General features: G+C 73.6%; 8 protein-coding genes and 1 pseudogene. 5 read left to right on the forward strand and 4 right to left on the reverse strand.

What is annotated here, in order from left to right; genetic code table 11:
- Window positions 1-57 precede the first annotated feature (57 nt).
- A complete protein-coding gene (locus tag IT780_RS27405; protein ID WP_199514667.1) occupies window positions 58-1,227 on the reverse strand; it encodes a glycosyltransferase family 4 protein in 1,170 nt (389 codons plus the stop codon).
- 102 nt (window positions 1,228-1,329) lie between these two features.
- Here IT780_RS27405 and IT780_RS27410 point away from each other — a divergent pair, with 102 nt between their 5' ends.
- The gene (locus tag IT780_RS27410; protein ID WP_199514668.1) at window positions 1,330-4,113 is read left to right on the forward strand and encodes a hypothetical protein; all 2,784 of its coding nucleotides are present in this window, start codon (window positions 1,330-1,332) and stop codon (window positions 4,111-4,113) included.
- 133 nt (window positions 4,114-4,246) lie between these two features.
- Window positions 4,247-6,931 carry an ATP-binding protein gene (locus IT780_RS27415; RefSeq protein ID WP_199514669.1) on the forward strand — a complete coding sequence of 895 codons (2,685 nt, stop codon included), beginning with the start codon at window positions 4,247-4,249 and terminating at the stop codon, window positions 6,929-6,931.
- A 9-nt stretch (window positions 6,932-6,940) separates the two neighbouring features.
- Here the strand turns inward: IT780_RS27415 and IT780_RS27420 are convergent, their stop codons facing one another.
- Window positions 6,941-8,275 carry an SGNH/GDSL hydrolase family protein gene (locus IT780_RS27420; protein ID WP_199514670.1) on the reverse strand — a complete coding sequence of 445 codons (1,335 nt, stop codon included), beginning with the start codon at window positions 8,273-8,275 and terminating at the stop codon, window positions 6,941-6,943.
- A gap of 307 nt (window positions 8,276-8,582) precedes the next feature.
- Between IT780_RS27420 and IT780_RS27425 the strand changes: the two are divergent.
- Window positions 8,583-9,949: pseudogene (locus IT780_RS27425) on the forward strand (glycoside hydrolase family 10 protein).
- Between the two features lie 10 nt (window positions 9,950-9,959).
- Window positions 9,960-11,279, forward strand: coding sequence for an extracellular catalytic domain type 1 short-chain-length polyhydroxyalkanoate depolymerase (locus IT780_RS27430; protein WP_199514671.1), 1,320 nt, complete (start codon window positions 9,960-9,962; stop codon window positions 11,277-11,279).
- A gap of 61 nt (window positions 11,280-11,340) precedes the next feature.
- Here IT780_RS27430 and IT780_RS27435 read toward each other — a convergent pair whose 3' ends face one another.
- Window positions 11,341-12,462, reverse strand: a complete 1,122-nt coding sequence (locus IT780_RS27435; protein WP_199514672.1) for a substrate-binding domain-containing protein — start codon at window positions 12,460-12,462, stop codon at window positions 11,341-11,343.
- A 100-nt stretch (window positions 12,463-12,562) separates the two neighbouring features.
- On the reverse strand, window positions 12,563-13,483 hold the full coding sequence (locus tag IT780_RS27440; RefSeq protein WP_199514673.1) for a SemiSWEET transporter: 921 nt from the start codon (window positions 13,481-13,483) through the stop codon (window positions 12,563-12,565).
- Between the two features lie 280 nt (window positions 13,484-13,763).
- Between IT780_RS27440 and fliQ the strand changes: the two genes are divergently transcribed.
- Window positions 13,764-14,033 carry a flagellar biosynthesis protein FliQ gene (gene fliQ, locus IT780_RS27445; RefSeq protein ID WP_199514552.1) on the forward strand — a complete coding sequence of 90 codons (270 nt, stop codon included), beginning with the start codon at window positions 13,764-13,766 and terminating at the stop codon, window positions 14,031-14,033.
- Window positions 14,034-14,110 lie beyond the last annotated feature (77 nt).

Genomic DNA, 14,110 nt, shown 5'->3' on the forward strand with positions numbered 1-14,110 from the left:
GGACGGCCGGGAGGACTCGTCCGGGCGGAGGGTAACGATCACGCGCAAGTGCGCGGCTCAGCGCGTGCCGAGCTCGGCGAACAGCCGCTCCCAGGACTCGGCGACGGCGGGTATCGCGTACCGGCTGCTGGTCTGCCTCGCCGCGCGGCCCAGCGACTCGCGCAGCTCGCCGTCCTCGATCAGCCGGCAGATGCCCTCGGCGAGCGCCGCCGCGTCCTCGCGCGGGATCAGCAGCCCGTTCACACCGTCCTCGAGGACCTCCGCGGGTCCGGTCGGGCAGTCGAACGCCACCACCGGCAGGGCCGAGTCCATCGCCTCCAGCAGCACCATCGGCAGCCCCTCGAAGCGGGAGCTCAGGGCGAAGACCGACGCCAGGGCCAGCTCGCGGTGCAGGTGTTTGGTCGTGCCGCGCAGGTGGACCCGGCCGCCGAGGCCCAGATTCTTGATCTGCTCGGTGAGCGCCTTCCGTAGCCGGCCCTCGCCGAAGATCGACAGCTCCCAGTCCGGGTGCCGCGCGGCGACCGCGTCGAAGGCCTCGATCAGCAGGTCGAAACCCTTCTGCGGGGCGAGCCGGCCGGCCGCCAGCACGGTCCGCGTGCGCTCGCCGGCCGGTGCGGCGGGCCGGGACGGAATGCCGTTCGGGATGCGCTCCACGCGCAGGGTGGTGTGGCCCATCGCCGCCCGGTACGCCGTGAGGTCCGCCTCGGTCAGCACGGTCACCGCGTCGAGCCGCGGGTACGCCCGCACCATCGCCTCGCGCAGCGCCGGCTTGTACGTGCCCAGGTTCATGTGGTCCTGCCCGACCCGGATCAGCCGGCTCGGGGCGAACCAGGCGGACATGAGGTTGAGCCCCGGCCGGGTGGTGACGAGCACACCTTTGCGCTCGGCACGGAAGTAGCGCACGACGGCCGTGTCGACCACCGGGTCCCAGCGCTTGTAGCGGAAGTCGTGCCGGTGCGGCAGCGGGTTGCGGAAGCGCCGCGTCTTGCGGATGAACCGGGAGTTGGTGCCCGGGGCGTCCGTGAAGCGGGAACCGTCGTCGCGCAGATCGGTGAGCGAGACCAGCCGGACCCGGTCGTCGAGGTGGAAGACGGGCTTGTCCCGGGTGCGGTAGACGCTGGCGATCTCCACCTCGTGCGCGCCGCACAACGCGTTGGCCTGATTGACGACGGTACGGATCGTGCCGCCCGTGCCGTACGCGTTGTTCAGGACGTACCGGATCTTCACGCGCACACCGTAGAGGGAATCGTCAATGCACCGCCGTCCCGTATCGCGAATGTGCACAATGTGCCCCGAAAATGCGCTGGACGCCGCGACGAGGATGGTGGCGTGGCATTCACCGTGTCGGGCGGCATCGTCCCGCGCACGGACCAGTGCGTCCTCGCATCCGGTCCGGCGTCGCGGGCCGCCGTGCTGCCCGCCGGAACCCCGGTCGCGCTGGGCCCGGCCGACGCGGCGGACGGGAAGCGGGAGGCGGCGCTCGCCGAGCTGAACATCCTGGTGGGTGAGGCCGGTCCGCTGGCCGCCGCGGCGGGCGCCGACCTCGGCGGCGGCTTCCGCTCCGCGCGTGTGGACGGCCGGCCCGGTGACCGGCGTGACGCCGTCCTGGCCGCGCTCGCCGTACCCCGGTACGCCGGGCGTCTCGGCCCGCCGGCCGCCCTGCTCGTCGCCCTCTTCGGCCCGGACGCCACCCGGCCGCTGGGCGCGGAGACGCTGGCCGCGATCGCGGCCGGCCGCTGGGCGGCGCTGCGGTACGCGGTGGCCGCCGGTGACCTGCTCGGCCCGGAACAGCTGGTCGAGGTGCTACGGCTGCGCGCCCCCGAAGGGATCGACCCGTTCCCGCAGGGCCTGCCGTCGGTGGCCGGCGACCATCTCGCCCGCGTCCTGCGGCCCTTGCCCCGCCCGCGCCGGCTCGCCCTGGTGGTCAGCCTCTGGGAGCAGGTGTGCGACGCCGTCACCGAACGCCGTCGCCGGGAGCGGATCCGCTCGTCGCAGACGCGGCGCGACCTGGAGCAGCCCCTGGCCGAGCGCCGGGAGCGGTACGAGGAGATGCTGGTGGAACGGGCCCTCGGGCCGCGGGCGACGGTGGTCGAAGCGGCGCTGTGGTATCCGCCCCGCCAGTTCTGGGAGGCGCGGTTCCGGCGTGTCCTGCACGACGCGCTCGCCGCCACGGTGCTGGCCCGGGTCGCCGCCACGGCCGCGGATCTCGGCGTGGAGGCGGCGCTGGACCGGCACGGTGCCCACCTGCGGGCGGCGGCCGCGCTGCTGAGCGGGAAGGAAGCCGCCGAAGCCGCCCGGCGCGTGCCCGGGCTGACCGGCCACCCGGCCCGCCCCGGCTGCTACGTCCGCGACATCGCCGCCTTCCTCGGCCGCGGCACCGCCCCGACGGCGAAGCAGCTGACGGGCATCCGGCAGCGGCTCGCCACCGCCCGGCACTACGGCACGGCGGCCGTCCACGCGGCGACCCGGCTGTTCGGGCAGGCGCCGTACCTGGACCATCCCAGCGCGGTCGAGGCGATGGACGCCGTACGGGCCGCCGGCCTGGCTGACTGGCGGGACGAGGTCGCCTACTTCTCCCCGCAGCGGCTGCGGACGTGGCGTCAGCCCACCCTGGACGGCAGGCCCATGCTCGCCGAGCGCCCCGAACCGGCCGAGACGGTCGGCGATCTGCTGTGGGTGGGTGAGCTCGCCGACGCGGTCGCGCAGCTGTACGGCCACCCCGAAGCCGAGATCGACCACTGGCGGACCACCCTCACCGTCAGCCTCGAGCCGGAGGCATCCGTGGACACCTTCGTCCCGGAGGCCGAGTCGGTGGCCCAGGCCGCCGCGCGTGCCGCTCAGCTCGCCGAGTTCGGCGGGGCTGTCCCGGCCAAGCCGCGCTCCTGGGGCGAGCTGGTGGCGGGGCTCGTCGCGGGCGCCGCCGCAGCCGAGGCGCTGGTGGCCGCGTTCGCCGTACCGGCCGTCGCCCGGGACGCCGACGGCACCCTCCTGCCCGGGACCGGCGCGCGCATCGAGGTCGCCCGTACGGGCAGCCGGCTCGGCGACTGGGCCGCGTACATGGGCAACTGCATCGCCGGCCCGTACTACTCGGACGAGGCCGCCGCCGGGCGCATCGTGCTGCTCGCCCTGCGCGATGCCGACGGCCGGATCCTGCTCAACGCCGAGCTCCGGCCGACCGGCAAGGGCTGGCGGACGGGAGAGGTCAAGGCCCGCTTCAACGAGGACCCCGACCCGCAGCTGCTGCGCCACCTCCAGGAATGGGTGCGGTCGCTGCCGCTGCCCGCTGAGCCGGCCCCCGAGCCCGATCCCGCTCCCGGCACCGGGCGGGCCCCGGGGCGTCCGGCGCCCACCCGGCGCCTGGCCGCCGAGCTCGGCGGGCGGCTCGAGGAGCTCACGGAGGAGCCTCCGGAGCCCACGTTCGCCCGGCTGCTGGGCGTGCCGGCGACGCCGGAAGGGCTCGTCGCCCTGCGACGGCAGGCGCCGGCCACAGTGGAACGGGCCGTCCGGGACGCCCTCGCCGACCCGGCCGCCGCCGGCGAGCTGTGGGCGGCCACCGCCGCGCGCCCCATGGCGGCCGCGGTCACGGCGATGCCCGAGGACGTACGCGGGCGGCTCACCCCGCTGGTCCGCGACGAGCCGTTGCCCGCGGCGCTGCGCAAACTCGCCCGTCTTCCCCGGGTGGCCCCGGCGCGCACCGCCGATCTGGTCGCGCTGCGGGTGCGGGCCGCGTTCGGCGCCCTGCTGCGCGCCGACGACGCCGCGCTCGCCGCCGCGATGACCCGCCGGCCGCACGCACCGTTGCTGCGTGCCGCCGCGCTCGCCGTCACCTCCTGGGGCGGCCGTACCGGCCCGGCGGTCACCGCGGTCGCCGCCCGCCGCCGGGTCCGGCTGCCCGGCTACCCCGAGTCGTCGCTGCGCGACGAGTCCTGGCAGGGCGCCTGGCCGGACGCGATCGAGCTGGGCGGCGACCCGGAGGCGTTCTGGACCGGGATCGCCCGGCACGGGCTGGTGCTGCCGGCGTCCTGGCTCGGCGCCGGATGGCCCGCGCTGTGGGCCCGCTCGTCCGCCCGCCCGGCCTCTCGGAGCCGCGATCTCCCTGCTCACGCCCGGTAGGGTGGCCGAGCACACCCGGTCGTCCGAGAATTTCGGGCATGGCCGGTGCCCACGGCGGGTAAGCCCCTTCCGACGGCCCCGCCGGGGACGCCCGGCCGCCACGGGAGACGTGATGCTCAGATGACAAGCGCCGATGTCGCCGGATGACATCTTCGCCGGGGGCGGTGACACCGGCCGGATCATGGCCCGCCTGGACTGGTCGCGGACGCCGCTCGGCCCCGTGGCCGGCTGGCCGCAGAGCCTGCGCTCCGCTGTGCGGATCGTCCTGTCGTCGCGCTACCCGATGCTGCTGCTCTGGGGCCCCGACTACACCCAGCTCTACAACGACGCGTACTCCGGGCTGATCGGCGACCAGCACCCGGCCGCGCTCGGCGGCGACGTCCGGGTCACGCTGGCCGCCGGCTGGGACGTCCTCGAACCCCTCATCGCCGACGCCATGGCGACCGGCGTCGCGAGCTGGGTACCGGCGCTGCGGCTCATGCTGGAACGGGCCGGGTACCGGGAGGAGGCGTACTTCAGCGTCTCGCACGCGCCCGCCCGCGACGACGACGGCCGTACGGTCGGCGTGCTCACCGTCTGCAGCGAGGTGACCGAGCAGGTCGTGGGGGAGCGGCGGCTGCGGCTCCTGCGGGACCTGTCGCTGCGCGGCTGCGACCGGACCGCCGGCGTCGCCGAGACCTGCGAGCAGCTCGCCGCCACCATGGGCGAGCACCCGCTCGACGTGCCGTTCGCGGCCATCTACCTGCGTGACGGGGCGGTGCTGCGCCGGGTGGCGGCCGCCGGGACCGACGCCGGCGGGCGGGACGTGGCGGCGTCGCTGCCGGCCGAGCTGCGCGCCGATGCGGCCACGGAGGGCCGGCAGCCGGCGGCCGGGCTGCGCGGCACCGTACGCCTCGACGTCCCGGAAGGGCTGGACGTCGCCGGGGGCCCGTGGGCGCTGCCTGTCCGCGAGGCGGTCGCCGTGCCGCTGCCCTCGGCCGACCGCGACCAGCCGCTGGGCGTCCTGCTGGCCGGGATCAGCCCGAGCCGGGGCCTCGACGACGCGTACCGGTCCTTCTACCACCTGGTGGCGCAGCAGGTCGCGCTCGCCGTACGCAACTGCCTGGCGTACGAGGAGGAGCGCCGCCGGGCCGAGGCGCTCGCTGAGCTGGACCGGGTGAAGACCACGTTCTTCACCAACGTCAGCCACGAGTTCCGCACCCCGCTGACGCTCATGCTGGGCCCGCTCACCGACGCCCTCGCCGACGCCGGCGAGCCGCTCGGCCCGCACCAGCGCGAGCGCGTCGACACCGCCCGGCGCAATGCGACCCGGCTGCTGACGCTGGTGAACAATCTGATGACGTTCTCCGGGCTCGAGGCCGGCAGGGCCGGCAACCAGCCCCGCGAGGTGGACCTGGCCCGGCTCACCGCCGACCTGGCCGGGGTGTTCCGCGCCGCCGTGGAGCGGGCCGCTCTGCGGCTGGTCGTGGACTGCCCGCCGCTGCCGCGGCCGACCGCCGTGGACCCGGCCAACTGGGAGACCATCGTCACCAACCTGATCTCCAACGCGGTCAAGTTCACCTTCGTCGGCGAGATCCGCGTCGCGCTCGACAGCGACGACCACGGCGTCCGGCTCAGCGTCGCGGACACCGGCATCGGCATCGCCGAGGCGGAGCTGCCGTACCTGTTCGACCGGTTCCACCGGGTCCAGGGCGCGCAGGCGCGCAGCCACGAGGGCAGCGGGATCGGCCTGGCGCTGGTCCGGGAGCTGGCCCGGCTGCTCGGCGGCGACGTCGGCGTGACCAGCGCGCCGGGTGAGGGCACCACCTTCACCGTGGTGCTGCCCTGGTCGGCGGTGGAGCCCGCCGGCGCGGGCCCGGCCGGCGGCGACCCGGGCGCCACGGCCCGCGCCATGGGCGAGGAGGCGCTGGGCTGGCTCGCGGACCCGGTGCCGCCCGCCGCGGCGGATCCCGGCGGCGCCCACATCCTCGTCGCCGACGACAACGGCGACATGCGGGCGTACCTCGCCCGGCTGCTGGCCGGCGAGGGCTGGCGGGTGGAGACGGTGAGCGACGGCCAGGCCGCGCTCGAGGCGGTCCGCCGGGAGCCGCCCGACCTGCTGCTCACCGACGTGATGATGCCGCGGCTCGACGGGTTCGCGCTGGTCCGGGCGCTGCGGCGGGATGAGGCGACGCGGACCCTGCCGATCGTCATGCTCTCCGCGCGCGCCGGCAGCGAGTCCGGCGTCGAGGGCCTGGACGCCGGTGCCGACGACTACGTCGTCAAGCCGTTCACCGCCGCTGAGCTGCTCGCCCGCGTCCGCAGCAACCTGCGCCACGAGGACCGCCGCCGTCCCGGGACCCGGCAGCGGCCGCCGGAACCGGCCGCGCCCGTCGCGGCGCCCGCCATGACGGCGGAGCCGGTACGCCGCACCGCTGCGGCCGGGCCTCCGATCGCGGACCTGGACGTGCGGTGGACGTACCCGCTGGAGCCGACGGCCTCCTCGCAGATGCGCCGGGACCTGCGCAAGGCCCTGGACGGCAGCGTCGACCTCGACCTGCTCGACGACCTGCAGCTCGCGGCCACCGAGGCGGTCAACAACGCGGTGGAGCACGCCCAGCAGCCGGCCCGGCCCGAGGTGGACGTACGGCTGTCGGTGGCCGGCGGCGTGGTGCGGCTCAGCGTGCAGGACTACGGGAGCTGGCGCGGGCGTCCGGCGCCGCGGGACCGGGGGCGCGGCGCGCTGCTGATGAACGCGTACGGCGACGTGCGGGTGACCCGGTCCGCGACCGGCACGCTGGTCACGATCGAGCGCCGCCTGCCCGAGCCGCCGGGGTGACCCCGGGCCTCACGGCAGCGTCGCGAACAGGCGCAGCGGCACGGCGTCGGCCAGGGCCCGGTATCCGGCCGGGTTGAGGTGCAGGTGGTCGCCGGTGTCGTACTCGGCGAGCAGCCGGCGCGGGTCGCGGGGGTCGCGGACGGCGGCGTCGAAGTCGGCCACCACGTCGAACACGCCGCTGCCGCGGATCCAGTCGTTGACCGTACGGCGGCTCTGCTCGCGCAGCCCGCCCGCGTCGTCGTAGCCCTCGTTGCCGCCGAAGGGCAGCAGCGTCGCCCCGCAGACCACCAGGTCCTGGGCGTGGCAGCGCAGCACGATCTGGTCGTACGCGAACAGCAGCTCGTCGGTGATCCGCTGCTGGTCCGCCGTGGTGGCCGGGGCCGTGCCGATGTCGTTCACGCCCTCGAACACGATCAGCCACGCCGCGCCGCTCTGGGCCAGCACGTCACGGTCCAGCCGGGCCAGGGCGTTCGGACCGAGCCCGTCGCGCAGCACCCGGTTGCCGCCCGCCGCCTCGTTGACGAGCGCGACGTCGCGCAGCCGGGGCAGGGCCTGCAGGCGGTCGAACAGCTGGTCGGGCCAGCGGTTGTTGCCGTTGGTGGTGGAGCCCCGGCCGTCGGTCAGGGAGTCGCCGAGCAGGACGAGCGCGCGGACCGGCGCGGGGGGCAGCACCTCGAGGCCGCTGAGGAAGTACCAGTGGTCGACCGGGGTGGCGCCGGGCAGGTCGGCGTCGTCCACGTGCGCCCCGGCCAGCAGGTACGACGTCGTGCGGGAGCCGGGGTGCGACGTGATGGAGGTGGAGGCCTGCCCCTCGGCGAGATAGAGGGTCACGGTGACGATGGAACCGGGCGTCACGTCCATGGCGATCGGGTCGGAGACCACCTGGGCGCCCATCGGGACCACCGTGGCGGGCCTGCCGCGGAACGTCACCGGGCGTGAGGTGCCCTCCTGGATCGCCGCCACGCCCGCCTTCCCGCTGGTCGGCAGCGCGATGCGGACGGCGCTCAGCGGCAGGTCGGCGCCGCCGAAGGCGTTGGAGAAGCGCAGCCGTACGGGCCCGCCACCGGCCGTGACGCGCAGCGTCTGCCGCAGCGTGGTGTCGGGCAGGACCACCCCGTCGCGGATGAACGCCGCGGGCGGCATGTTGCCGGGCTCGGTCAGCTGCGGCATCGCGCCCCAGCCGGCGACCCAGCGATTCCGGCGGCCGGGCGGGACCGCGCCGGGCGGGGCCGCTCCGGCGGGTGCGGCTCCGGCGGCCGCGGGCAGGGCGGCGGCGATCGCCGAGCCGCCGGCGGCGGCCAGGAGCTCGCGCCGGGTGGGTCGGGGGGCGCGTCGGTCGGGCATGGGAACTCCTTCGTCGGTGCCGGTCGGTGATCGCCGAGGCCTCGGCGAAACGTGCCACAGGCATCCGCCGGGCTCAATGGGAGCGCTCCCGCATTCTGCGAATGGTGCGAAGAGACCGGAAGTTGCGGGTCCATGGTCGACCGGAATCGCCGGATATAAGGACGTCAAAGACGCGAATCGGGCCGACTGCGGTCCTCGGCCGCGTAATCCGCGCCGTTGAAGTTACGGGATTGTTTCGTTAACGTCCGGCCACCGCCGATCGACTCCTGTGAATCGATCGGCGCCCTCCCCCTAGAAAGGTTCCCCGATGCACAAGCCACGGACTCCGCTGCGGGCGCTCGGCGTGGCCGCCGCGGCCGCCGTCGTAGCCGCCGGCAGCGTGGTCGCCCTCACCTCCACGGCCGAGGCCGCGACCACGCTCGGCGCCTCCGCCGCGGCCGTCGGTCGCTACTTCGGGACGGCGGTGGCGGCGAACAAGCTGTCCGATTCCACGTACGTCGGCATCCTCGACCGCGAGTTCAATATGGTCACGGCCGAGAACGAGATGAAGTGGGACGCCACCGAGCCCAACCAGAACCAGTTCTCCTACAGCTCGGCCGACCGCATCGTCAGCCATGCCCAGGCGCAGAACATGCGGATCCGCGGGCACGCGCTGGCCTGGCACCAGCAGCAGCCGGGCTGGGCGCAGAGCATGAGCGGCACCGCGCTGCGCAACGCCATGCTGAACCACATCACGGGCGTCGCCACCCACTACAAGGGACAGATCTACGCCTGGGACGTGGTGAACGAGGCCTTCGACGACGGTGGCAACGGCGCCCGGCGTGACTCCAACCTGCAGCGCACCGGCAACGACTGGATCGAGGCCGCGTTCCGCGCCGCCCGGGCCGCCGACCCGGGAGCCAAGCTCTGCTACAACGACTACAACACCGACGGGCAGAACGCGAAGAGCAACGCCGTGTATGCCATGGTGCAGGACTTCAAGTCCCGCGGCGTCCCGATCGACTGCGTCGGCTTCCAGTCGCACTTCAACGCCCAGTCCCCGGTGCCCAGCGACTACCAGGCCAACCTGCAGCGCTTCGCCAACCTCGGCGTGGACGTGCAGATCACGAGCTGGATATCGAGGGCTCCGGCCAGACCCAGGCCGACAACTTCGGCCGCGTCGTGAAGGCCTGCCTCGCCGTGAGCCGCTGCGCCGGCATCACCGTCTGGGGCATCCGCGACAGCGACTCCTGGCGCGCCAGTGGCACCCCGCTGCTCTTCGACTCCAGCGGCAACAAGAAGGCCGCGTACACCTCGACGCTGAACGCCCTCAACGGCGGCACCCCGCCGAGCGACCCGCCCTCCTCGCCGAGCACGCCGCCCAGCTCCCCGCCGGACCCCGGTACGGGCGCCTGCACCGCGACGATCACGCTCAACCAATGGAACGGCGGCTTCGTGGCCAACGTCCGCGTCACCGCCGGCAGCTCGGCCCTCAGCGGCTGGTCCGTGAGCACGACGCTGCCCTCCGGCGCGGCCGTCACCAACTCCTGGAGCAGCCAGAGCAGCGGCTCGTCCGGCACCGTGCGCTTCGCCAACGTGTCGTACAACGGCTCCGTGCCCGCCGGCGGCACCACTGAGTTCGGCTTCCAGGGCACCGGCACCGGTCCCGCCACGGCAACCTGCTCGGCGAGTTAGGGGAAACACGATGCGACGAACCATGAAAGCGCTGCTCGCGGCGGCCGCCTCGGCCGCCGCGCTCGGCGCCGCGATCCTCATGCCGGCCACCGCGGCCCAGGCGGCCTCCCTGCAAGAGGTCACGAACTTCGGCACCAACCCCAGCAACCTGCGGATGCACCTGTACGTGCCCGACCGCCTGGCCGCCCGCCCCGCGCTGCTCGTGGCGGTGCACTACTGCACCGGCTCGGGGCCGGCGTTCTACTCGGGCACCGAATTCGCCTCGCTGGCCGACCGGTACGGCTTCATCGTCGTCTACCCGTCGGCGACCCGGTCCGGCAACTGCTTCGACGTGTCCTCGCCGGCCGCCCTGCGCCACGACGGCGGCAGCGACCCGGTCGGCATCGTGTCGATGGTGCGCTACGTGCAGCAGCGGTACGGCACCGACACGGCCCGCACCTTCGTCACCGGCGCGTCGTCCGGCGCGATGATGACCAACGTCCTGCTCGGCGACTACCCGGACGTCTTCGCGGCCGGGTCGGCGTTCTCGGGGGTGCCGTTCGGCTGCTTCGCGACCACCGACGGCTCCGGCTGGAACAGCGCCTGCGCCAACGGGCAGATCACGAAGACCCCGCAGGCGTGGGGTGACCTGGTCCGGGGCGCGTACCCCGGGTATTCCGGGCCGCGCCCGCGCATGCAGGTGTTCCACGGAACCACCGACGACACGCTGCGGTACCAGAACTTCCAGGAAGAGATCAAGCAGTGGACGAACGTGCTGGGTGTCAGCCAGACGCCGGTGCAGACGGACACGCCGAAGACGAACTGGACCCGTACCCGGTACGGCAACTCGTCGGTGCAGGCGCCGGTCGAGGGGATCAGCGTGGCCGGGGTCGGCCACTCGCTGCCGATGAGCGGGATGGCCGCCATGTCGATTGCGTTCTTCGGCCTCGACAAGACCAGCGACCCGTCGACGCCCCCGTCCACGCCGCCCTCGACGCCTCCCTCCACGCCCCCGTCGACGCCTCCGTCCACGGGAGCCTGCCGGGTAGCCGTCACCACCAACCCGTGGAACACCGGCCTGACGGCGTCGCTGTCCATCACCAACACGGGCAGTACGGCCATCAACGGCTGGACGCTGGGCTTCGCCCTGCCGGCCGGGCAGACCATCACGTCCGGCTGGAACGCCACCTACTCGCCCACCTCGGGCCAGGTGAGCGCACGTAACGTCAGCTACAACGCGGCGCTGGCACCCGGGGCGTCCACCAGCATCGGATACCAGGCCACGCACACCGGCGACAACCGGGCGCCGAGCGGGTTCACGCTCAACGGCGCCACCTGCACCACCGCCTGAGAACGGCAGCGGGGCGGCCGGTCAACCGGCCGCCCCGCGTCGTGCTCGCGTCATTCCCGCGTCACTTGATGCCGTTCTCCCGGCACAGCGCCGCGAACCGGCCGGCGCAGACCGCCTTCTTCGTCGCGAAGCCGTCCTTGATGACGTCGGCGACGTTCTCCTTGTAGATCGGGATCGGGTCCAGCAGCACGGCCGGCACGTACGCGCCCGACTCGGGGTCCTTCACCCGGTCGACCACCTTGGCCTGCTCGCCCTTGAAGAGGCTGATCGCGAGCTTCGCGGCCGCGTCCGCCTCCTTCTTGATCGGCTTGTACACCGTCATGCACTGGTCGCCGGCGAGGATGTTCTGCAGGCCCTGCGTCTCCGCGTCCTGCCCGGTCACCGGGACCACGCCGTTCATCGCCTTGCCGTTGCGCTTGCGCTCGCGCAGCACCGTGATCGCCGCGTTGCCCAGGCCGTCGTTGGCGGCCAGCACGCCGTCGATCTGGTTGTTGTACTGGTTCATCATCTCGACGAAGATCGACCGGCCCTCCTTGTTCTCCCACTTGTCCACGGACTGGTCCGGGCCCTTGAGGAAGGTGCCGTCGTCGAACTTCGGCTGCAGCACCGAGTCGTAGCCGTTCTTGAACAGCAGCGCGTTGTTGTCGGAGGGCGCGCCGTTGAGGTAGACGACCCGCGGCTTGTCGACCTTCTTGTCCTGCAGGCAGCGGATGAGACCCTCGCCCTGGTACTTGCCGACCTGCTCGCCGTCGAAGCTGACGTAGTAGTCCGCGCCGCCGTTGAGCGTCAGCCGGTCGTAGTCGATGGTCTTGACCTTGGCCGCCTTGGCCTTGTCCAGCACGTACTTGCCGCTGGCCGGGTCGAGGTTGGCGATGATCAGCACCGTGACGCCCTCGGCGATCATCTTGTCGCCGATGCGCTGGAAGTTGCCCGGATCACCCTGGGCGTTCTCGATCTCTACCGGGACGTCGGCCGCGTCCAGCGCGGCCTTGAGCAGTTTCGGGTCATCGCTGCCCCAGCGCTGCGAGGTCGTCGTATCGGGCAGGATCACCCCGACCTTGCCCGTCCCGTCGGCGCGGCGCGCCTCCGCGGCGGAGCCGCTGTCGTCATCGTCGGTGCAGGCGGTGAGACCGCCGACGCTGAGCAGTCCGACCGCCGCAAGGGCCACCAGATTCCGGCGCACGTGTTTACCTCCATGGGCGAAAAGCGCGGCAAGGGTACCAGTGCGACGTGAGGAACCTTCCGGCGGCGACCGCAGTCGTGACAGAAGTGTTGCCGGCGGCTCAGGCGGTGGCGACGCGGGCGATGCCCCGGGCGGTCCGGGCGGCGGCGGGACGGGCCGGACGGGGCACCCGCGCCGGCGCGACGCCGGCCCCGCTGACCGGGCGTGCCGAACGGGAGACCGCCGCGGCGGCCCGGACGACCCGCGCCGGCCCGGGCCGCACGAGCGTCGCGGTCACGCCGGTGGCGGCGGAAGCGGTGACAGCGGCGTGGACGGCGGCCGGGCGGACGACGCGGGCCGGACGGGCCACGGCGGCCACGCCACGCGCCACGGGCGCAGCCTCACGAACCGGGGCGGTGCGGCCGGCGAGGAACAGGATGGAGCACACGATCAGGGCGCTGGTCAGGCCCACGACGGCGGACAGCCACACCGCGGTCTGGCCGGTCGTGAGGCCGTACGTCATCCAGGAGGCGCACGCCCCCGCGGCCAGGCGCCAGCGCAGCGGGGACAGGCCGCTCAGGTCCTGGGTACGGTCGCGCAGCAGCGACAGCGGCTGGGGGATGGCCGACACGAACGAGGTGCCGGCGAGGATCAGCCCCAGCACGCCCGCCACGTGGTCACCGGTGGCGTCGGTGAGGGCGGCCACCGCGACGCTCACCACGACCGCGGCGAGCACCCCCGCGGCACTGCTCGCCGTGATCAGCAGCTTGCGGACGGTACGCAGCTCGCCCCGGCGCCACAGCACGACGGCCAGTACGCCCAGCCCGGCCGCGCCGTTGACGGTGTTGGTGACCACCTGCACCGTCTCGCCGGCCAGCAGCCCGTACGTGATCCACCCGACCGGCATCGCCAGGCCCAGCCAGCACGCCGTGGCGGACAGCCCGCCCGTACGGCCCTGGATGCAGGAGCGGTACACCTGCGGCCAGGGGAGGGACATGGACAGAGCGGCGCCGAGCCAGCCGAGCAGAGCAGTGGAGAACATGATCCGTTCCGGGATTGATGGTCAGGGAGGCCGGAGTCGTCGCGGCCATCTGACCCATCGCCCGTTCCCCGGGCGCCCTGACAAGATCCACTCGTGAGAGGCGACACGGGCCGTTGCCACCGTTTCGCACCCAAGTCCGCCGCGGAGCGGGCGAAGCTGCCCGGCGTCGGGCAGGCAGCCGCGCCGCCTACTTGAGGGTTCGGAGGGGCCGAACCGAATGGCAACCGTGGCGCGCCCGTTCTGCGCTCCCTGGGGGCGCGGGGCGGGCGAATGGATGGGCATGACGGACACGCAGATCGTTGAGCTGGGGCTGCAGGCCATGACCATCGCGGCGAAGATGTGCGCGCCGGTGCTGGTGACCGCGTTGCTGATCGGGTTCGCGATCTCGTTGTTCCAGTCCGTGACGCAGATTCAGGAGGCGACGCTGAGCTTCGTGCCGAAGGCGGCGGCCGTGGGTGCGGCGATCCTGTTCAGCGGGAACTGGATGTTGCACGAGATGGTGACGTTCACGACGCAGTTGTTCGAGAGGATTCCGTCGCTGCTGAGCTGACGTCCGTCAGAGCTCGAACGGCCGCCCCTCGCGATCGCGAGGGGCGGCCGTCGTCGTTTGCGGTCCTCGGCCACGGG

The organism is Nucisporomicrobium flavum (assembly GCF_016464385.1).
Lineage (GTDB): Bacteria > Actinomycetota > Actinomycetes > Mycobacteriales > Micromonosporaceae > Actinoplanes > Actinoplanes flavus_A.